Source organism: Streptococcus porcorum, from assembly GCF_053203725.1.
In genome coordinates this window covers 1-19383 of record NZ_JBRUDG010000008.1, presented here as the reverse complement: position 1 = coordinate 19383, position 19383 = coordinate 1, and the positions used below count along the sequence as shown (strand labels likewise).

Below are 19383 nucleotides of genomic sequence, written 5' to 3'. Positions count from 1 at the left end.
GTAAGAGAAGTGATTACTAAATGTAAGAAAAAGGATATGGTATAATGGAATCTAACAGGGGGTGTAAATTGGTACAATTAGGATTAAAAGCTAGCACATATAAAAAACAAATCGAGAGTCGTCTGAGGTATCAGCCCTCGGTATTTGAATTTTATACTATTGTATCATTTTGGTGATGAGGCCTGAATTTACTGTTTATTATTAATGCTACTAAAAACACTAAGTTTCTTTTGAAACTTAGTGTTTTTTGATAGATAATTTTTTTAGACAACATTTAAAACTTGCTAGGATAAGATGAGTTGAGCAAGGATGGGGCTGACGATAACATAAAGAATACCCGTAATTCCGATAGATAAGCCAGCAATTGCTCCCTCGACTTGTCCATATTTTAAAGCGGCCCCTGTTCCGATGGCATGACCTGTTCCTCCTAAAGCAACGCCAATAGCAATAGGGTCTTTGATGTTTAACCATTTGAGCAAAACAGGACCGAGCACGCTGGTTAGAATGCCTGTGATGACAACAACTAATAATGTCACCGTGGTAATTCCTTGCATCTTATCAATCATTCCAACTGCCATGGCGGTTGTCACTGATTTTGGGATAAGGGAGATGGCTAAAAAGTATTTCATTCCAAAATATTTTGCTACTAAAAGAGTATAGAGGGTATTGATAATAGTGGCAAGGGTAATACTGAAAAAGATACTCCTAAAATGATGTCGCATCAAATGGAAATTACGATACAAGGGAATAGCCAAAGCCACGGTCGAAGGAACAATCAACATATTGAGATAGGCTCCTCCAACATAGTAGTTTTTATACGGAATATGAAACAGCTTTAATCCAATAATAACAAGAGCTGTAGCAACTAAAAGAGGGGTTGTTATAGGATGTGGGAAACGCCTAAATAGTAATAAACCAATATAATAAGCCAAAATAGACAGGAAAATCCCAAACATAGGATTCAGAGTGAGTTCAGTCATGATTTGGAAAGTCTCCTTCAAATTTATTTTTTATAAAACCTACAATAAAAGCAATCACAACAATATTTAAAACCAAGGCCCCGAAAAGAATTAAGCTAATCGGAAATAAATAAGGTACAATTTCCTGATAGCGCTCCATAATCCCAACAGCAGCAGGTAAAAATAAAATCGTCATATTGGCTAGTAAAAATTGCCCCACTAAGTGAATATGCCTCAACCGAATCAGTTTTGTTTTTAGAGCGATAAAAAGCAGTAACAAGCCAATAATGCTACCTGGTATGGGAAGATGCCCAAGCGTTGAGATGCCTTCTCCTACAAAGGCGAAGAAAAGAATAATCATAAATTGAACATAAATTTTCATAAAGCCTCCTTTGATTAACATCTTATAGTTTACTCCAATATTTATTTTTTTCAAGACCATATAAAAGATTTTGTGATTTGATTGACTTATAGTGAACTATAAGTAGTATAATGAAAGGTGTAAAATGATGGAAGGAGTTCTTGTAATGAGTACGGAACGTTATACAATTACAGAAGTCAGCAAAAGATACCAAATTAGCAGTAATACCTTACGCTATTATGAACGTATTGGTCTTTTGCCTGATATCCCAAGGCAGAGCAACGGCAATCGCTACTTCACTAAAAGTCATTTAAATTGGCTGGAGATGATTATCTGTCTAAGGCATTCTGGTGTACCGATAGAGAAACTAATAGAATATGCCAATTTATTGAAACAAGGTAGTAGTACCGCAGACCAACGTGAAAACTTGTTGCGGGGGCAACTGGCAACGCTTTACCAAAAGCAAGCTAATCTCCAACGCTCCATTGACCGCTTGGAGAAAAAAATAGCTCTGTACGAATCAGGTGAGATTGAACAAGACCTTTCCTACTTTGAAGACTATGCGATTTTATCCGATGAAAAGGATAGCTGGAAGGAGATTGATGTATGAAAATAGATGTATTTGCCCATGTATTGTTGCCCCAGTTTTACCAAAAAATGTTGGCCCTTGATCCAGCCTTGCCTCAAAAAATGCCCTTTCTCCAGAATCCTGTCCTACAAGATATGGAAAAAAGGCAGGCTCTGCAAGATTCAACTGTCAAACAGATTATTTCATTTGTCAATGTTAATCCAGAAGATTATCTTGAAGCAGAGCTAGCCTTGACTTTGGTAAAAGAGGCCAATCAAGAACTCTTGGAAACTGTTCAATCCTATCCAAATCAATTTTTTGCTGGTGTGGCCATGCTGGCCCTGAACAACATTGAAGGAAGTTTGGAAATTTTGGAAGACTTTGTAGTGAAACATTCTGAAATTGCTGGAATCCAGCTGTTTTCAAGACACCTTGGCCTGTCCGTTGCGGACCAGAGTTTCAGACCAATCTTCGCCAAATGTGCAGAGTTGGATATTCCTATCTGGTTGCACCCTGTATTTGACACTCGAAAACCAGATAACAACATTGTCTTTTCATGGGAGTACGAGCAAAGTCAGGCCATGCTGCAATTGGTGGAGGCTGGTATATTCCAAGACTATCCTAATCTGAAAATCATTGTCCATCATGCAGGAGCCTTGGCACCATTTTTTAGCGGACGGATTCAGTACATTTTACCAGAAAAACAGGTGGAGGACTTCCGCAAGTTCTATGTAGATACCGCTATCTTAGGCAATTCAAAGGCTCTAGAATTGACCATCGACTATTTTGGCTTAGACCGTGTTCTCTTTGGAACCGATGCGCCTTTGGGGATTGCGCCTGCAGGGGCTACGCAGGTCATCTCAGAAGCAATTGACTCCCTGCCCTTATCTCGAGAGGACAAGCAAGCCATTTACTCTGAAAATATCAAACTATTACTAAAGGAGGAAAAATAGATGAGTAAGCCAGTTGTTCATTTATTTCATCTAGGAGTTAATGAGAAAAATCGTGATACCTTTTACCAAATTGGTGTGGAAAATTTCCAGACCTCTTATAAAGAGGAAGCAGGTACTCTTGCCATGTACGCCAGTTCTTTAAAGGAAAATCCTTTGGAATACAAGGTTTTTGAGGTCTATGCAGATAAAGCGGCCTATCAAACTCATGTAAATTCTCCACACTTTAAAGCCTATGTAGATCAAGTGGGCTCCAAACTCACCAAGCGGGAAGTCTTCGAGGTAGAAGCCTTGTTTTTGGAAGAAAAATTGCCGTCTGGAGTGTGGCTAGGACCAGAAGACCATTTCCTAAAATTTGCTCAGGTTCAAGTGAGAGAGGGAAGCCAGGAAACCTTTGAAAATAGTGTCCTAATAAACATGCAATCCTCTATGAAAGAAGAATCGGGTGTTTTAGCCATGTATGCCTTAAAGGACTGTCAGCAATCCAATTGCTATTATTTCTACGAAGTGTATGCAAACGCGAAAGCCTATGAAGACCACCGCTTAAGACCACATTTTAAACGCTATATTTCAGAAACACAGGATATGGTGGAAGAGAAAATCTTACAGGACTTGGAAAACAGTATCGCCATCTCGAAAGGGAAACTAGCTTTTTCTGGCTAATTTGTATCACCTATCCTTCTATGCTATACTGATAAAATCAAGAAATTTAACAGATAGGAGATTCTATGCCCTTTATCAAGCATAAAAAGGTCGAGTTGACCGAATTATTTTATGACCTAGTCTATGTTTATACCATCAGTCAGCTGACGTCGATTATCCACCATGCCCATCACGGAGTCGTTAGTCTTCAGTCCTTTTTTAACTTCTCAGTTGGCCTGATTATTTTTGTTAATTCCTGGATGGTGCAGACTGTCTTTACAAACCGTTTTGGAAGTAACAGCTTGAGAAATATCATTTTTATGTTTTTGCAGATGATTTGTCTTTTGGTGGCATCAAGTGCAGTTGCAGGAGATTGGCAGACTAGCTTTGTGTGGATTTTTTTACCCATGGCCATGATTTCCTTGCTGCTTTTGGTCCAGTACATCTTAGAATATTTCCAGACTTCAAACGATGCGGATCGGAGTTTGATGAAGCAGTTTTTCTATATTTTAGGCTTGCGGTCCTTTATTCTATTCCTTTCTCTATTGTTCCCTTATAAAATAGGTATGTGGATTGCCTTGGTCGGTATTCTCTCGACCTGGTTGTTGCCTGGTTTGCTGAGCGATCCCAACCGTGGTTTTGTTTCAGCAGACTTGAGTCCAGTCAACTTTCCTCATTTGATGGAGCGCTTGTCGCTCTTAGTGATTATTACCTTTGGTGAGTCTTTGATTGGTATTTCAGAGCATTTCAGTCCAGAGAATTTTTCTTGGGAATCCGTTGCGATTTTTATGACCCTAACCAATCTTTTTATGGTCTATATTGTAGAAGTCGATCACCTGCTTGATGTAAAACGGGAAGAAACGGGTATTCGTGCTATTTATAGTCATTATCCCATTCTCTTTGGGCTAAGCTTGATTACGATTTCTCTAACATTTCTCAGAAACAGTGAGATAGATATTTTCTATACAACGATTTACTTTTTCAGTGGTTTAGTTTTGTTTATGCTAGGGTTATTGCAACATAACAAGTATAACAAGATAGGTCTTATGCTTCCTGCAAAGATCATTTCTAGTATTCTTATCTTAATTGCTGTTGGTTTTAGCATTAGTATAGTTAATACAGGTTTATCTTGGGAGCTTTTGACAGTCATAATCACGGGCTTAACGACACTTATTATGGTGTTATTTGTAGGTTTTAATATAAAAAACAGCTAGTCTCTTAAAATATAAGGACCAAATTCATGAAAAAAGTAAGTTGACGGTGATAATGAGATTAAAAAAGTCACCTCACCAGTTTTGATCATACAAGGAACAGAGGATGATGTAGTGCCTTACCAATATGCAGTCGATACCAATCAGCTATTTCCAGATTCTGAATTAGTAACAGTTGAAGGTGGAGGGCATTGGATAGATAGCAACTTTAACCAGGTTGCCCTTACAGCAATCAAAGCATTTTTAAAAAATAGCTCCTAGTTCTCATATTATTTACATTCTATAATAGTTTTTCTTTGATAAATCATTAACCTTCGGATTTCCCGAAGGTTATTTAGTTTTAAAAATAACATTATTCTCCAAATTAATCACAATTTTATTCAAAAAAGAAAGGAAATAACTAAATTTTCTGAATATTTGTTGAAAAACTATGGTATAATACTAGAAACGCTGTTTAGAAAGAGATAGATATGAATAAATCTTATTTTTATTTGGATATGAAAACCCACGAATTAGAGGTTCCCTTCACTGGTAGAAAACGTCGTGTGCGTGTCTTATTACCAAAAGGATATGAAGAAGACACCGCTGATTCCTATCCTGTCGTCTATTTTCATGATGGTCAAAATGTTTTATACAGTAAAGAAGCCTTTTCGGGTCATTCTTGGAAGATTATTCCAACGATTAAGCGAAATCCAGATATTGCAAAGATGATAATTGTTGCCATTGACAATGATGGTGCTGAACGGATGCATGAATACGCTGCTTGGAAGTTTAGCGAAATGGGGATTCCAGGGGTTCAGTTTGGTGGCAAAGGAACCTTGTATGCCGAATTTGTGATGGAAGTGGTCAAACCATTTATTGACCAAAACTATCGTACCAAAGCAGATAAAGCTCACACAGTTATGATTGGCTCATCTCTTGGAGGTAATATTACACAATTTATGGGATTAGCCTATCAAGATAAAATTGGTGGTTTAGGAGTCTTTTCATCAGCCAATTGGCTTCACCAAGAAGCCTTTGATCGTTATATTGAACGCCAACCATTAGATAAAGAACAGCGTGTCTATATCTACGTTGGAACAGAAGAAGCAGATGACACCGATAAGACTCTCATGGCAGGCAACATCAAGCAAGCCTATATCAATTCATCCTTAACTTACTATCGTCAATTGGTAGCAGGAGGAGTGGATCTAGATAATATTGCTTTAGAAGTTGTTTCAGGTGCTGTTCATAATGAAGAGGCTTGGGCAGCTTATTTACCAGATTGCTTACGTTTTTTAAGTGAAAAGTGGTAATCGTTAGAAATAGTTAGGAGAAAAAATATGCATGTAGAATTTTTAAGTCATTGGTCAGGAAATCTTGGTCAAGAAATGAATGTCAATCGTTATGGTCACGCAGGTATTCCTGTGGTTGTTTTTGCCTCATCAGGTGGCTCATACAATGAGTATGCGGATTTTGGAATGATAGAAGCTTGTCGTGGTTCAATTGAAGCTGGAAAAGTCCAGTTTTTCACCCTCACTAGTTATGATAAGGAAAGTTGGTTAGCTGATTGGAAGTCTATTCACGATAAGGCTGAAGCTCACCGCGCCTATGAACGCTATGTCATTGAAGAAGCGATTCCATTCATTAAATACAAGACAGGGTGGAATGACGGTATGATGACGACAGGTTGTTCTATGGGAGCTTATCACGCGCTAAACTTTTTCCTTCAACATCCTGATGTCTTTACAAAAGTCATTGCCCTTTCAGGTATTTATGATGCTCGATTCTTTAACAATAACCAAGATTACAGTCATGATGATGCCGTTTATCAAAATTCACCAGCAGACTACATCTGGAATCAAAATGATGGCTGGTTTATTGACAAATACCGTCAGGCTGATATTATCGTTTGCACAGGTTTGGGTGATTGGGAGCAAGACGGTCTGGACTCATTCTATAACCTAAAACGTGCCTTTGAAGAGAAGAATATTCCAGCTTGGTTTGACACCTGGGGAACTGATGTTGCTCATGACTGGGTTTGGTGGAGAAAACAAATGCCATTCTTCTTACATTCTATCGGACTTTAATCTAGAAAGGACTACCTATGAATTATCTCGTTATTTCCCCTTTTTATCCAGAAAATTTCCAACCATTCACCATTGAATTGGCTAAAAAAGAAGGCGTTACGGTTCTAGGTATTGGGCAAGAACCCTATGATCAATTGCCTGAAGAACTACGTTATGCTCTTACAGAATATTTCCGTGTCAATGACTTGGAGAATATTGATGAGGTTAAGCGAGCAACAGCTTTCTTGATGTATAAACATGGCCCGATTGATCGAGTGGAATCCCACAATGAGCACTGGTTGGAAAATGACGCTTCCTTACGTGAACAATTTAACATTTTCGGTGCTAAACCAAGACACCTTAAAAAGACGAAATACAAGTCTGAGATGAAAAAACATTTCACTAAAGCAGGTGTACCAGTCGTACCGGGCATGGTGGTTAAAACAGAAAAAGACATTGAAAAAGCTGTAAAAACAATTGGATTTCCTATGATTGCTAAGCCTGACAATGGCGTTGGTGCTTCAGGAACTTTCAAATTAACTGAAAAAGCTGATTTGGAAACTTTTAAACAAGCTTGGGATGGACAAACTGCTTACTTCTTTGAAAAATTTGTCAATTCTAGCATCATCACAACCTATGATGGTTTGGTTGATCGTCATGGAAATGTGGTTTTTGAAACAGGCCTAACTTATGTTCACACCCCATTTGAATTGATGCAAAGTAAAAAAGATAACGCTTATTATATTGAAAAAGAGTTGGATCCCCAATTAGTCAAATATGGTCGTGCCATTATTAAAGAATTTGGAATGAAAGAGCGCTTCTTCCACATTGAGTTTTTCAAAGATGGAAAAGATTATATTGCTATTGAGTACAATAACCGTATGGCAGGGGGCTTTACTGTCGAAGCTTATAACTATGCGCATTCAATTGACCTTTTCCGAGACTATGCTAATATCGTGACCGGTGGAAATGTGGAGGAGCGTGTGTTTGAGCCGCAATATTGCCTTGTGGCTACACGCCGTGACACCACCAACTACCTTTACCCAGCTACTGAGATTTATGAACGCTATGCAGACAATCTCAAGACCGTTAAACGTATGCCTGATGCTTTTGCGGAGCTACAAGGAAATGATGCTTATCTACTTGTGACTAAGAGTAAAAAAGAGTTAGATGAGATGATTGACTTTATCGGAAAAACACAATAGCACATCATATTTCATAAAAACAAAAACTCGTCAATGACGGGTTTTTTAGTATTTATTTATCAGCACAGTAAAGTTAATTCTCCCCCTAGAAACCAATTACAATGGTAGTTAAAACCACAGCTTTGAAAATTTTACTCAGTGATTCAAATTGTTGAATTCAATTTAGCATTCCATTTTTGAATACTAGTATGTAAAAAAACTATTGTACAGATGAGGGTTAGAGCTGTATTCTATATGTGAGAATTGTCAAGGAGGAAGCCAACATGCAGGTTGTTCAATCCCTTTTATAAGGTAAAAATAAAAGCATAGCCCTAGTATTCATAAAATGCATACTAGAATTACAAATCGGTATTGTACCATTCAAGAAATAAAGTCTATACTGGATTCATACATAAGAAAGAGGTAAAAATGATGATACAAACAATGACACTTAACGACGGAAACAAAATCCCTGCCATTGGTTTTGGAGTATTTCAAATCCCAGCAGATGGATCAACCTACACAGCCGTGAAAGAAGCCTTGGAAGTCGGCTACCGTCATATTGATACCGCGCAAGCCTATTTCAATGAAAAGGAAGTCGGACAAGCAATCAAGGATTCAGGAATTCCACGGGAAGAAATCTTTGTCACTAGCAAACTCTGGATCCAAGACTTTTCCTATGAAACAGCTAAAGCTACTATTGATGCGACCCTTGAAAAAATGGGTCTTGATTATCTGGACCTTTATCTACTGCACCAACCTTATGGAGAAGTAGAAGAGGCTTGGAAAGCTCTTGAAGAAGCCAAAGCAGCTGGTAAAATCAAATCCATCGGTGTTTCAAACTTCACACCGAACTTTTGGAAACAATTTGTTCCAAATTTTGCGACTATCCCAGCTGTCAACCAAGTTGAGTTCAACCCATACTTCCAACAAAAAGAATTACGTGACTTGCTTGCAAAAGATCAAGTGACCATTGAAGCATGGGCACCACTCGGTCAAGGCAACAAAGATCTCTTTGAAGAGCCTGTTATTACAGAGCTAGCAAGCAAGTATGGTAAAGATGTGGGTCAAATTATCCTCCGTTTTGAAAACCAAGAGGGAATCGTTGTCTTGCCAAAATCAACCAAGAAAAGCCGTATGGCATCAAACAAAGACATTTTTGATTTTGAGTTGACCGCTGAAGAAATGGCCGCCCTTCGTGCTCTTGATAAGGGCAAAGGCTCACACGATCCAGATGCACCAGGTGTGGGAGAGTATCTTTTGACTGCCTACGATATTCATGCTAATGAAAAATAAATTATTATTTCTACTCTGCGATTGTTCACTTGTTGAATAGTGCAGAGTATTTTTTATTAAAGGTGAATAAGATTATGACAACTTTATTTATCAATGGCAGTCCAAATAAAAATGGAAATACGGTTGCTCTAGCTCAAAGATTGCTCAGAAATCAAGGATATGAAACCCTGCATTTAGCAGACTACAAAATTTATGGTTACGGTCAAGATTTTTTAGACGATCAGTTCAAGGAGGCCATTCAAAAGGTCTTTGCTGTAGACAATCTGGTCATTGGATTGCCAGTACGGTCTGGTGACAGATGAGTTAGTTGGCAAAAACCTTTATTTTATCTTTCAAGGTTCTGCTCCAACACAAAAAGTGTTAGACATGGGGGACTATACCATGAGCCGCTATGTTGGACTTTATGAAATGGATTATCAGGGAATGGTGAATAGCTAACAAAAAACTAGACGCTTCCGCCTAGTTTTTTGTTAATTGGTCAAAAATAGCCTTGTTTTTCTTTAAGGCAGAAATATAGAATGTTTTAGTAGCTTCCCTATCAGAAATAGGAACATGAACCCTCTGACTATCATTTTCTGACGATAGTTGGGTGATGTTTGTAGAAAAACTTGGCAGAGCAGAAGCTGAAACCAATTCTTCAAAGGCTTCCCAATCTTTTTGAACAATGAATTTTGTCTCTGTCAGACTGTCAACGAGTGGTTGCCATATTCCCAAATCAGACCGTAATAACATGGTCAAACCAGCTAAGTCGTCAAGAGTAATGCTCTCTTGTAGAGCAAATGGATGGGTAGCAGGTACAGAGAGATAAAGTTGCTCCATGAAAAAGCCATTTGATAGGATGCCATCTTCATTTAGTAGGAAATCCGTTACGATGAATTGATAGTGTTCGTCCAACAGGCCAGAAATTAAAGCTTCATTTTCTTGTAAATCCAAACGAATTTCTTGATTGATTTCTTGTTCAGCAAGTCTGGAGCGTAGTTCCCATTCAACCCCGGGAGCACAGATACCGCCAAACAAGGTAGTTGCCTGCATCGAAAAGCGTTGGACATTTTCTAGAAAAGTTTGACCTTGCTTCAACAATTTTCTTGCCTGTTTGACAGTGTATTCCCCAGTTTCTGTCAAGACAAGCTTGTTTTTGCTTCGTTGAAAGAGTTGAACCCCTAATTCATCTTCCAAGCTCTGCATATTGCGCGTTAGCGAGGGCTGAGAAATCAATAAAACTTCTGCTGCCTTGGACAAGGTCCCCTGATCCGCAAAGGCGATGAGTTGTTCTAATTGTTGAAGTTGTAGCATCGGATCTCCTTTCACTATTCGATATTTGAATACTAATTTCCTTGATTGCTATTGTACTATTCTTCGTAAGCTTTGTAAAATAAAAGCAAGAAGAACGAAGTGAGAAGATGAAAACAATGCGATTAAACAATGGCATTGAAATGTTACAGAGCTTGGCGATCTATGGAAGAACTTTATGAATACGGAAATATTCATGTGATGGATATTTCAAATTTTTCAGAGGATTCGGATTTTTTGATTTTAAATACAGAGATTGTTTTGCGTTAGCAGACTCAGAATAGGTATATTGCTATTCCTAGGTCCAAGTAGCTTAATCAGCTCAAAAAAAATCTAGAAATTTGGGACTTTCCCTTAGACCAAGAGGATATGGAGCAAATCAAACAACTCAATATGAGATGAGGTACAGTGGAACTATTGACCATCATAATTTAGCGGTGGTGAAAGGCTTGAATTTATGTTCAGATAGCAAAAAGAGGGTCATTTAGGAGGTGAATGTTTTAAGATTACGAAAGATATAACCATTTGAGAGATGCTAACCAATCCATTATTTTAGGATTATGGACACCTTTATAAACATGAAAAGATATCCATATACTTTGAATAGATGCTTACATGAGGGATAATAAACAGTTTAAAGATGATAGGATTAACCTAGCTCATAAATGACTCTTTATCATATTAGAAGGATTTGAAGAGTTTCTAGATGGAAACAAAGGTCGGTAAAATAAAGAAAATCGTGGTATAATGGAAGTGGTGACTTTTTGGTGACCTGATAGAATTTAGACAAGTTTACCTCCATAAAACCCTTGATACGAAAGGAATTATACACTCATGGCAATTATTCAATGGTTTCCTGGGCATATGTCCAAGGCCCGTCGTCAAGTTCAAGAAAATATTAAACACGTTGACTTTGTAACAATTTTAGTTGATGCTCGACTACCTTTATCTAGTCAAAACCCCATGCTGACCAAAATTGTTGGAGATAAACCAAAACTTATGATTCTCAACAAGGTTGACCTAGCTGATCCTTTTTTAACGAAAGAATGGCAGAGCTATTTTGAAAAACAAGGGATTAAAACTTTATCTATCAACTCAAAAGAACAAGCGACAGTGAAAAAAGTGACTGACGCAGCTAAGGAGCTGATGAAAGATAAAATTATACGTCTCCGCGAAAGAGGAATCCAAAAAGAAACTCTGCGCACTATGATCATTGGTATCCCAAATGCTGGCAAATCAACTCTTATGAACCGTTTGGCAGGAAAGAAAATTGCAGTTGTCGGAAATAAACCAGGTGTCACAAAGGGACAACAATGGTTAAAATCTAATAAGGATTTGGAGATTCTGGATACTCCAGGAATTCTCTGGCCAAAATTTGAAGATCAACTTGTAGGTTTGAAGTTAGCCTTGACAGGGGCCATTAAGGATAATTTATTGCCTATGGACGAGGTGACTATTTTTGGATTAGATTACTTTAAAGCTAACTACCCTGAGAGATTACTAGAGCGTTTTAAGGGAATTGATCTGGATGAAGAAACGCCTGAGATGATTATGAATCTGACAAAAAAACTTGGTTTTCGAGATGACTATGATCGTTTTTATACTTTGTTTGTAAAAGATATCCGCGATGGTCGTCTTGGAACTTATACACTCGATAAGGTAAGTGATCTAGATGGCAACGATTAAAGAGATAAAAGAACGATTGCAGGAAGTTCATCAGCTTGACAGCCCTATTTTCCAAGAATTATCAACAGATCATCGGACAGGCGTTCAAACAGCTATAAAAAAACGCCAAAAAGAATTGGAAAAAGAACTCGCAGAAGATGCTCGCTTAGAGGCTATGTTATCTTATGAAAAATCACTCTACGACAATCATGTGGAGTGGATTGCTGGAATAGATGAAGTCGGAAGAGGGCCTCTAGCAGGTCCCGTTGTAGCTGCGGCGGTTATTCTTCCAAAAGGTTGTAAGATCCGCTACCTCAATGATTCCAAGAAAATTCCTAAATCAAAGCATGGAGTCATTTACCAAGAAATTATGGAACGAGCGGTAGCAGTTGGAGTGGGAATAAAGGATGCTAGCGTCATTGATCAGGTTAATATTTACGAGGCAACAAAGTTAGCTATGTTAGAAGCCTTAGGTGAATTAAACCAAAAACCTGATCACCTACTGATTGATGCGATGCAGTTGGAGACATCTATACCGCAAACAGCTATTATCAAAGGAGATGCTAACAGCTTGTCTATCGCCGCAGCATCTATCGTAGCCAAGGTTACAAGAGACAAAATGATGGCAGATTATGATCAGAAGTTTTCTGGCTATGGTTTTGAAAAAAATGCAGGATATGGCACAGCAGAGCATTTAAAAGCACTCCATCAATTTGGTATCACTCCCATTCATCGAAAAAGTTTTGAGCCGATTAAATCAATGCTAATTTCCAACTAACAACAATAATCAGAGAGATCCTCTTACGAGGGTCTTTTTGATTATTGTCGTTTTATAAAATACGAATAAATAAATCATATATGTAATAAAATGTTCGTTTTTGACCTTGAAAGAAAGAACATCTTATGATAAAATAAATGACATCATTATTTTTACACAAAGGAGACAACATGTCTAAAGAACATTCGGTTAAAGAGCCAGAAAAAATGCTCTACGGGATAGATGACAAACCACCTGTTGGTGTGACAGTTATCTTGGCACTTCAACATATTTTAGCTGCTTTTGCAGGAATTATCGCAGTTCCCCTAGTAGTAGCTTCAGCTCTAGGATTAAGTGTTGAAGATACCTCAACTATGGTTGCTGCCGCAATTTTTGTTGCAGGGATTACAACAATTCTACAATCAAAAGGAGTTGGACCTATCGGAGCACGTGTATCTGGGATGATGGGAACAGACTTTACTTTTGCAAGCCCAGCCATCAGTGTCGGTTCACGTTTTGGGATTGCAGGGATTGTTGGTGCCACTATAGCAGGTTCTTTAGTTGAAATTGTTCTAGGCCGTTTTATCAAACCTTTGATGAAATTCTTCCCACCCCTTATTACAGGGACAGTTGTATCACTCATTGGGATTACGCTTTTACCAGTTAGCATGGACTGGGCAGCGGGGGGCTCAGGTGCCAAAGATTATGCTTCTTTAGAAAATATTAGCATCGCTTTTATCGTTATGGTCTTTACACTTTTACTTAATCATTTCGGAAAAGGCCTTTGGAAAACTGCTTCTGTTTTTATCGGCATGATTTTTGGTTACCTACTCTGTATTGTTCTCGGGAAGGTTGATTTATCAGCAGTAGGAGATGCAGCTTGGATTTCCTTTCCAGCCATCCTTCGCTATGGGGTAAAGTTTGATCTTTCATCCATTTTATCCTTTATCCCTGCTTATATTGTTTCTCTTATTGGAACAGTTGGGATCATGATGGCAATTGGTGAGGCATCAAATACAAAAGTATCAAGTGAACGTGCCGCAAATGGAGTGTTAGCAGATGGTGTTGGCTCTTTAATCGCAGGTTTCTTCGGTGCAGGTCCTAACACAGCTTTCTCTCAAAATGTTGGCTTGATTACCTTAACCAAGGTTGCTAGTACACATGTCATGGTAGTCGCAGGAATCATCTTAACTGCTTTAGGAATTTTCCCTAAAATTTCAGCCCTAATTTCAATCATGCCTCAACCCGTTTTAGGTGGAGTGGGTGTCATCATGTTTGGACTTGTCGCTGCTCAAGGGATTAAAACACTAGCACAAGTAAAAATGGGAGATCGTGAACTTTTGATTATCTCCGTTGCTTTCGCACTCGGAATTGGTGTAACCGTTCGTCCAGAATTATTAAGCTCACTTCCAACACCACTTCAAATGGTCTTATCATCAGGTATCTCAACAGGTACACTAGCTGCTCTTTTATTAAATATTGTTTTAAAAGACAGAGACTAAGATATAACGTCTAGCATTAATTTTAAGAATAAGCCCCTTCGTTTCCAAACTTAACAGGTTCATTGAGCCTCTATGCTTGGAGATGAAGGGAGCTTTTTTTGATGAGGCAATTTTCTTCTTAAGCTTTTTTGTGGTAAAGTTAAAAAAGAAATTGACAATCTTGAATCAAAGTTTTATAGTGAGGATAATATATGAATAGAGGTGGATTATGACAGAAAGAGAAAAAATGTTAGCAGGACAATTATATGATGCTGGGGATGTTGAACTAAAAGGTTTACGCCAAAAGGCTCGAGAAAATATGGCTACATTTAATGAAGAAAAAGATGGTAAAAAAAGGGCTTCAATTTTAAAAAAATGGTTTGGAGCAACCGGTGACTCTATCTACATGGAGCCACGTTTTTCTTGCGATTATGGTACTAACATTTATGTTGGAGAAAATTTTTATGCCAATTTTGATTGTACCATGTTAGATGTCTGTGATATTCGGATTGGAGATAACGCTATGTTAGGACCAAATGTTCAATTATTAACCCCCTTGCATCCTCTAACAGCCAAAGAGAGAATCGCAGGGCTAGAATACGGAGCGCCTATTACCATTGGGGATAATGTTTGGATTGGAGGCGGAGCTATTATCCTTCCTGGTGTTACTTTAGGTGATAATGTTGTAGTGGGGGCAGGTAGCGTTGTCACAAAGTCTTACGGAGATAATGTCCTTATTGCTGGTAATCCAGCGCGCATCATTAAAACTATTGATGAAACAAAAAAGGAGAAACAAGAAACTGATGACTCAGCTCTTATGCATTGATATTGGAGGGACATTTATTAAATCAGCCCTAATAGATGATAATCTTGTGTTATCACATCAACAAAAACACAAGACACCTGATCAGTTAAATCATTTCCTTCTCTATCTAGAGTCACTTATAAAAGACTATCATCATCAGATTAAGGGTGTGGCAATTTCGTTCCCTGGGCAAATCAATGTGGTCAGCGGCTATGTTTATCATGGTGGTCTGATTAGTTACCTAAAAAACTTTCCATTGGGGAAGTATTTAGAAGAAAAGTATCACCTCCCCGTCAGTGTGTTGAATGATGCAGATGCTGCAGGGTTAGCAGAATCGCAATACGGAAGTTTGAAAAGCTGCCACTATGGAGCTGTCCTCGTTCTAGGGACAGGTGTAGGATTAGCCTTGGTTTCTGATCAAGATCTGATGACCTTTAAAGATTTTTCAACCTCAGACATTTGGGAACGAGGATTGCGTGAATTTAAAGGCATTGAAAGTTTGTCGCAATCGTTAGGTTTACAAATCAACGGCATCGGCAACCTTATCGCTAACACTGGCTCTGCAGTTCAATTTATCAAACGAGCGAGTCAAATCTTAGATTTAAAAAAGGAGGACGGACAAGAGGTCTTTAAGCAACTCAAGCTCGGTCAAAAAGAAAACTTACAAGAACTTTTCGAAAAATACTGCCAAGATATTGCCATATTGATTTTAAATTTACGAAATATATTTAAACTAGAAATGGTAGCTGTAGGGGGTGGTATTAGTCAGCAACCCTTACTAATAGAAGAAATTACCAAGCAATACCTTCAACTATTAGGAGAGCAAGTTAGTTTGCCTAATCAATTAAGTCAATTGCCTATCATAGCTTGCTCTTTTCGACAACAAGCCAACCTAGTTGGAGCTTATTGTCAATTTAAAAAAATAAATGATTAACTACAACTCTCCATTATCGAATAGAAAAATGGAGGGAAATTATGAATAATTTTGAATTGTATAAACTAAAAACAGCAGGTATTACCAATCTAGGTCTGAATAAAATTTTAAGCTATATCAAAAAAAATCAGACGTCACCATCACTTAAAGAAATGATCCGTATTTCTAATTGTAAACATCCTAGTCTGGTGTTAGAACGGTATAAAAGCTTGAATAAAAAACTATTGCTGGAAGAATTTAAGCGTTTCCCCTCGTTCTCAATTTTAGATCAGATTTACCCTGAAGAGCTAAAAGCGATTTACAATCCGCCTGTTTTATTATTCTATCAAGGGGCTTTAGAACTATTAGAAAAACCTAAATTAGCAGTTGTCGGTGCTAGGAAATCCAGCCAAGTAGGTTCAGAAACTGTTAAAAAATTACTGGCAGAATTAAATCAGAACTTTGTCATTGTAAGTGGTCTAGCACGAGGAATTGATACTGCAGCTCATATGGCCACATTAAAGCAAGGCGGAAAGACTATAGCTGTAGTAGGTAATGGACTTTCTCAATACTATCCAAAAGAAAACCGTCCCTTGCAAGACTATATCAGTAAAAACCACCTCATTTTATCAGAGTACGGTCCAGATAGTAGCCCAAAACGTCATCATTTTCCTGAGCGAAATAGGATTATTGCAGGGCTTTCTCTTGGGGTTCTTGTTGTAGAGGCAAAAATCCGCTCAGGTAGCTTGATTACTTGTGAGCGTGCACTAGAAGAGGGCCGAGATGTTTTTGCGGTACCAGGTAATATTTTAGACGGAAATTCTGAAGGTTGTCATCACTTGATAAAAGAGGGAGCAAAGTGCGTCACAACAGGGCTTGACATCCTTTCAGAGTATCATTTTTAAAATAAGTTTTCCTATAAGAAAATGTTTTTTTATTGACAAGGTCTAAAAAATGATATATCATTCTTTTTGGTTTATCTAAAAGTATAGAAAAGAGAATGAGTGTGGCAACAAAGACAACAACTAAAAAAACAGCTACAAAAAAGAAAACGACTAAAAAAAACAGTCCTAAGAAAAAATTGGTTATTGTGGAGTCTCCAGCAAAAGCTAAAACCATTGAAAAATATCTGGGGCGAACTTATAAAGTTGTAGCCAGCGTAGGACATATTCGAGATCTCAAGAAATCTAGTATGTCTATTGATTTTGACAATAATTACGAGCCAGAATATATTAACATCCGCGGTAAAGGCCCCTTGATTAACTCTCTGAAAAAAGAAGCGAAGAATGCCAAGCAAGTCTTCTTGGCAAGTGACCCCGATCGTGAAGGAGAGGCGATTTCTTGGCATCTTTCTCATATCTTAGGACTAGATCCTAAGGATAAAAACCGTGTCGTCTTTAATGAAATCACCAAAGACGCTGTCAAAAATGCTTTTGTGGAACCACGGGAAATTGATATGGATTTAGTCGATGCCCAGCAAGCTAGACGTGTTTTAGATCGTATTGTTGGTTACTCTATTTCGCCGATTTTATGGAAAAAAGTTAAAAAAGGGTTGTCTGCGGGACGCGTACAATCTGTTGCTTTAAAATTGATTATCGATCGTGAAAATGATATCAAAGCGTTTAAACCAGAGGAATACTGGACAATTGATACGCTATTTAAAAAGGGAAATAAAAAATTTAGCGCTAGCTTTTACGGCTTAGATGGTAAAAAGTTAAAACTACAGACCAATGAGGATGTCAAAACTGTTTTATCACGTATCACAAGCGATACCTTTAATGTAGATAAGGTAGAAAAAAAGGAACGCCGTCGAAATGCTCCCTTACCTTACACGACCTCATCTCTTCAACAAGATGCTGCCAATAAAATTAACTTTAGAACACGAAAAACCATGATGGTTGCCCAACAGCTCTACGAAGGGATTAGTTTAGGATCAGCAGGACATCAAGGTCTCATTACCTATATGCGTACGGATTCAACCCGTATTAGTCCGATTGCACAAAATGATGCTGCAAACTTTATTACAGAAAAATTCGGAGCAGAATACTCAAAACATGGGAATCGTGTGAAGAACGCCTCAGGGGCACAAGATGCACATGAAGCTATTCGTCCATCAAGTGTTACCAATACACCTGAAGCCATGGCCAAATTCCTAGATAAAGATCAGTTAAAGCTTTATACCTTAATTTGGAATCGATTTGTAGCAAGTCAAATGACTGCAGCTATCTTTGATACAATGAAAGTTAACCTATCACAAAATGGTGTTATCTTTACTGCAAATGGTAGCCAATTAAAATTTCCAGGCTATATGGCAGTTTATAATGATTCAGACAAAAATAAAATGTTACCAGAGATGGAAGAAGGAGACACCGTCCAAAAAGTCTCTACCCATCCTGAACAACACTTTACCCAACCACCTGCACGTTATTCTGAGGCAACCTTGATTAAGACATTGGAAGAAAATGGTGTCGGACGCCCTTCTACATATGCTCCTACGTTAGAAACCATTCAACGAAGATACTATGTAAAATTAGTGTCTAAACGATTTGAACCTACTGAACTAGGTGAAATTGTGAATTCCTTAATTGTAGAGTTTTTCCCTGATATTGTAAACGTTGCGTTTACAGCAGAGATGGAAACCAAACTTGATGCTGTTGAAGTTGGAAAAGAAGAATGGCAAAAGGTTATCGATGAATTTTATCAACCTTTCCAAAAAGAATTGGCCAAGGCTGAGACCGAAATGGAAAAAATTCAAATCAAGGATGAACCAGCAGGTTTTGATTGTGATGTTTGTGGTCATGAGATGGTTATTAAACTGGGGCGTTATGGTAAATTTTATGCCTGCAGTAATTTCCCAGAATGCCACAATACCAAAGCTATCACTAAAGAAATCGGTGTCACTTGTCCTCTTTGTCAACAAGGGCAAGTGATTGAGCGTAAAACAAAGAAAAATAGACTCTTCTATGGTTGCGATCGTTATCCAGACTGTGAATTTACCTCTTGGGATAAACCTGTAGGACGTACATGTCCGAAATCAGGTGATTTCCTTATTGAGAAAAAAGTTCGTGGTGGAGGCAAGCAAGTCATTTGTAGCAACGATGACTGCGACTACCAGGAAGAAAAAGTGGCTCTTTGTCAACTGTAGTGGGTAGATGAAAAGCTAACACCTAGAGAGGACGAAATTCGTTCTCTCTTTCTTTATGTTCAAGGCAATCAAAATCCGTTTTTTAAAGTTTTCAAAGTTCCTGAAACC

At 38.1% G+C, this 19383-nt stretch carries 22 protein-coding genes; 19 read left to right on the top strand and 3 right to left on the bottom strand.

Annotated features, from left to right (window positions below; all coding sequences use genetic code 11):
• Window positions 1-284 precede the first annotated feature (284 nt).
• Window positions 285-980, bottom strand: coding sequence for an LrgB family protein (locus ACVRWY_RS03255; RefSeq protein ID WP_354369237.1), 696 nt, complete (start codon window positions 978-980; stop codon window positions 285-287).
• Window positions 973-1341 (bottom strand): CidA/LrgA family protein, encoded by a 369-nt coding sequence (locus ACVRWY_RS03250; protein ID WP_354369235.1) that lies wholly within the window; start codon window positions 1339-1341, stop codon window positions 973-975. Before ACVRWY_RS03250 ends, ACVRWY_RS03255 begins: the two co-directional genes overlap by 8 nt.
• 145 nt (window positions 1342-1486) lie before the next feature.
• On the opposite strand from ACVRWY_RS03250, the gene ACVRWY_RS03245 reads away from it, so the two are divergent.
• The 11 genes from ACVRWY_RS03245 to ACVRWY_RS03195 all read left to right on the top strand — a co-directional run bounded on the left by ACVRWY_RS03245 (window position 1487) and on the right by ACVRWY_RS03195 (window position 9657).
• Complete coding sequence (locus ACVRWY_RS03245; RefSeq protein ID WP_354369233.1) at window positions 1487-1930, top strand: MerR family transcriptional regulator; 444 nt, start codon at window positions 1487-1489, stop codon at window positions 1928-1930.
• Window positions 1927-2841 (top strand): amidohydrolase family protein, encoded by a 915-nt coding sequence (locus ACVRWY_RS03240; RefSeq protein WP_354369231.1) that lies wholly within the window; start codon window positions 1927-1929, stop codon window positions 2839-2841. Before ACVRWY_RS03245 ends, ACVRWY_RS03240 begins: the two co-directional genes overlap by 4 nt.
• Complete coding sequence (locus ACVRWY_RS03235) at window positions 2842-3501, top strand: putative quinol monooxygenase (protein ID WP_354369229.1); 660 nt, start codon at window positions 2842-2844, stop codon at window positions 3499-3501.
• 65 nt (window positions 3502-3566) lie between these two features.
• Window positions 3567-4694, top strand: coding sequence for a low temperature requirement protein A (locus tag ACVRWY_RS03230; protein WP_354369227.1), 1128 nt, complete (start codon window positions 3567-3569; stop codon window positions 4692-4694).
• Window positions 4695-4751: 57 nt separating this feature from the next.
• Window positions 4752-4952 carry an alpha/beta fold hydrolase gene (locus ACVRWY_RS03225; RefSeq protein WP_354369260.1) on the top strand — a complete coding sequence of 67 codons (201 nt, stop codon included), beginning with the start codon at window positions 4752-4754 and terminating at the stop codon, window positions 4950-4952.
• A 209-nt stretch (window positions 4953-5161) separates the two neighbouring features.
• Window positions 5162-5986 (top strand): alpha/beta hydrolase, encoded by an 825-nt coding sequence (locus ACVRWY_RS03220; RefSeq protein WP_354369225.1) that lies wholly within the window; start codon window positions 5162-5164, stop codon window positions 5984-5986.
• Between the two features lie 27 nt (window positions 5987-6013).
• On the top strand, window positions 6014-6760 hold the full coding sequence (locus ACVRWY_RS03215) for an esterase family protein (RefSeq protein ID WP_354369223.1): 747 nt from the start codon (window positions 6014-6016) through the stop codon (window positions 6758-6760).
• Window positions 6761-6777: 17 nt separating this feature from the next.
• Window positions 6778-7944, top strand: a complete 1167-nt coding sequence (locus ACVRWY_RS03210) for an ATP-grasp domain-containing protein (protein WP_354369221.1) — start codon at window positions 6778-6780, stop codon at window positions 7942-7944.
• Between the two features lie 411 nt (window positions 7945-8355).
• Window positions 8356-9219 carry an aldo/keto reductase gene (locus ACVRWY_RS03205; protein WP_354369258.1) on the top strand — a complete coding sequence of 288 codons (864 nt, stop codon included), beginning with the start codon at window positions 8356-8358 and terminating at the stop codon, window positions 9217-9219.
• Window positions 9220-9293: 74 nt separating this feature from the next.
• Window positions 9294-9521 (top strand): NAD(P)H-dependent oxidoreductase, encoded by a 228-nt coding sequence (locus ACVRWY_RS03200; RefSeq protein ID WP_354369219.1) that lies wholly within the window; start codon window positions 9294-9296, stop codon window positions 9519-9521.
• Window positions 9511-9657 (top strand): hypothetical protein, encoded by a 147-nt coding sequence (locus ACVRWY_RS03195; RefSeq protein WP_354369217.1) that lies wholly within the window; start codon window positions 9511-9513, stop codon window positions 9655-9657. Before ACVRWY_RS03200 ends, ACVRWY_RS03195 begins: the two co-directional genes overlap by 11 nt.
• A gap of 21 nt (window positions 9658-9678) precedes the next feature.
• On the opposite strand, the gene ACVRWY_RS03190 is transcribed toward ACVRWY_RS03195, so the two are convergent.
• Window positions 9679-10512, bottom strand: a complete 834-nt coding sequence (locus ACVRWY_RS03190) for a LysR family transcriptional regulator (RefSeq protein ID WP_354369215.1) — start codon at window positions 10510-10512, stop codon at window positions 9679-9681.
• A gap of 129 nt (window positions 10513-10641) precedes the next feature.
• Here ACVRWY_RS03190 and ACVRWY_RS03185 point away from each other — a divergent pair, with 129 nt between their 5' ends.
• From ACVRWY_RS03185 to topA, 8 genes are all read left to right on the top strand, one after another.
• Window positions 10642-10779, top strand: coding sequence for a hypothetical protein (locus tag ACVRWY_RS03185; protein WP_354369213.1), 138 nt, complete (start codon window positions 10642-10644; stop codon window positions 10777-10779).
• Between the two features lie 564 nt (window positions 10780-11343).
• Window positions 11344-12195: a ribosome biogenesis GTPase YlqF gene (gene ylqF, locus ACVRWY_RS03180; RefSeq protein ID WP_354369211.1), complete on the top strand. Its 852-nt coding sequence runs from the start codon at window positions 11344-11346 to the stop codon at window positions 12193-12195.
• On the top strand, window positions 12182-12952 hold the full coding sequence (gene rnhB, locus ACVRWY_RS03175) for a ribonuclease HII (protein ID WP_354369209.1): 771 nt from the start codon (window positions 12182-12184) through the stop codon (window positions 12950-12952). The genes ylqF and rnhB overlap by 14 nt, the downstream gene beginning before the upstream one ends.
• A 170-nt stretch (window positions 12953-13122) precedes the next feature.
• On the top strand, window positions 13123-14433 hold the full coding sequence (locus ACVRWY_RS03170; RefSeq protein ID WP_354369207.1) for a nucleobase:cation symporter-2 family protein: 1311 nt from the start codon (window positions 13123-13125) through the stop codon (window positions 14431-14433).
• Window positions 14434-14641: 208 nt separating this feature from the next.
• Entirely contained in the window at window positions 14642-15238 is a 597-nt protein-coding gene (locus ACVRWY_RS03165) for a sugar O-acetyltransferase (RefSeq protein ID WP_354369205.1), read from the top strand.
• Window positions 15216-16151, top strand: a complete 936-nt coding sequence (locus ACVRWY_RS03160; protein WP_354369203.1) for an ROK family protein — start codon at window positions 15216-15218, stop codon at window positions 16149-16151. The genes ACVRWY_RS03165 and ACVRWY_RS03160 overlap by 23 nt, the downstream gene beginning before the upstream one ends.
• A gap of 41 nt (window positions 16152-16192) precedes the next feature.
• Complete coding sequence (gene dprA, locus ACVRWY_RS03155; protein ID WP_354369201.1) at window positions 16193-17035, top strand: DNA-processing protein DprA; 843 nt, start codon at window positions 16193-16195, stop codon at window positions 17033-17035.
• Window positions 17036-17130: 95 nt separating this feature from the next.
• The gene (gene topA, locus ACVRWY_RS03150; protein WP_354369199.1) at window positions 17131-19275 is read left to right on the top strand and encodes a type I DNA topoisomerase; all 2145 of its coding nucleotides are present in this window, start codon (window positions 17131-17133) and stop codon (window positions 19273-19275) included.
• The last annotated feature ends 108 nt before the right edge of the window (window positions 19276-19383 follow it).

Excerpts from the sequence above, each read along its gene's own strand:
- ACVRWY_RS03255 (WP_354369237.1), bottom strand. The coding sequence starts at position 980 with ATGACTGAACTCACTCTGAATCCTATGTTTGGGATTTTCCTGTCTATT.
- ACVRWY_RS03250 (WP_354369235.1), bottom strand. The coding sequence starts at position 1,341 with ATGAAAATTTATGTTCAATTTATGATTATTCTTTTCTTCGCCTTTGTA.
- ACVRWY_RS03245 (WP_354369233.1), top strand. The coding sequence starts at position 1,487 with ATGAGTACGGAACGTTATACAATTACAGAAGTCAGCAAAAGATACCAA.
- ACVRWY_RS03240 (WP_354369231.1), top strand. The coding sequence starts at position 1,927 with ATGAAAATAGATGTATTTGCCCATGTATTGTTGCCCCAGTTTTACCAA.
- ACVRWY_RS03235 (WP_354369229.1), top strand. The coding sequence starts at position 2,842 with ATGAGTAAGCCAGTTGTTCATTTATTTCATCTAGGAGTTAATGAGAAA.
- ACVRWY_RS03230 (WP_354369227.1), top strand. The coding sequence starts at position 3,567 with ATGCCCTTTATCAAGCATAAAAAGGTCGAGTTGACCGAATTATTTTAT.
- ACVRWY_RS03220 (WP_354369225.1), top strand. The coding sequence starts at position 5,162 with ATGAATAAATCTTATTTTTATTTGGATATGAAAACCCACGAATTAGAG.
- ACVRWY_RS03215 (WP_354369223.1), top strand. The coding sequence starts at position 6,014 with ATGCATGTAGAATTTTTAAGTCATTGGTCAGGAAATCTTGGTCAAGAA.
- ACVRWY_RS03210 (WP_354369221.1), top strand. The coding sequence starts at position 6,778 with ATGAATTATCTCGTTATTTCCCCTTTTTATCCAGAAAATTTCCAACCA.
- ACVRWY_RS03205 (WP_354369258.1), top strand. The coding sequence starts at position 8,356 with ATGATACAAACAATGACACTTAACGACGGAAACAAAATCCCTGCCATT.
- ACVRWY_RS03200 (WP_354369219.1), top strand. The coding sequence starts at position 9,294 with ATGACAACTTTATTTATCAATGGCAGTCCAAATAAAAATGGAAATACG.
- ACVRWY_RS03190 (WP_354369215.1), bottom strand. The coding sequence starts at position 10,512 with ATGCTACAACTTCAACAATTAGAACAACTCATCGCCTTTGCGGATCAG.
- ACVRWY_RS03185 (WP_354369213.1), top strand. The coding sequence starts at position 10,642 with ATGGCATTGAAATGTTACAGAGCTTGGCGATCTATGGAAGAACTTTAT.
- ylqF (WP_354369211.1), top strand. The coding sequence starts at position 11,344 with ATGGCAATTATTCAATGGTTTCCTGGGCATATGTCCAAGGCCCGTCGT.
- rnhB (WP_354369209.1), top strand. The coding sequence starts at position 12,182 with ATGGCAACGATTAAAGAGATAAAAGAACGATTGCAGGAAGTTCATCAG.
- ACVRWY_RS03170 (WP_354369207.1), top strand. The coding sequence starts at position 13,123 with ATGTCTAAAGAACATTCGGTTAAAGAGCCAGAAAAAATGCTCTACGGG.
- ACVRWY_RS03165 (WP_354369205.1), top strand. The coding sequence starts at position 14,642 with ATGACAGAAAGAGAAAAAATGTTAGCAGGACAATTATATGATGCTGGG.
- ACVRWY_RS03160 (WP_354369203.1), top strand. The coding sequence starts at position 15,216 with ATGACTCAGCTCTTATGCATTGATATTGGAGGGACATTTATTAAATCA.
- dprA (WP_354369201.1), top strand. The coding sequence starts at position 16,193 with ATGAATAATTTTGAATTGTATAAACTAAAAACAGCAGGTATTACCAAT.
- topA (WP_354369199.1), top strand. The coding sequence starts at position 17,131 with ATGAGTGTGGCAACAAAGACAACAACTAAAAAAACAGCTACAAAAAAG.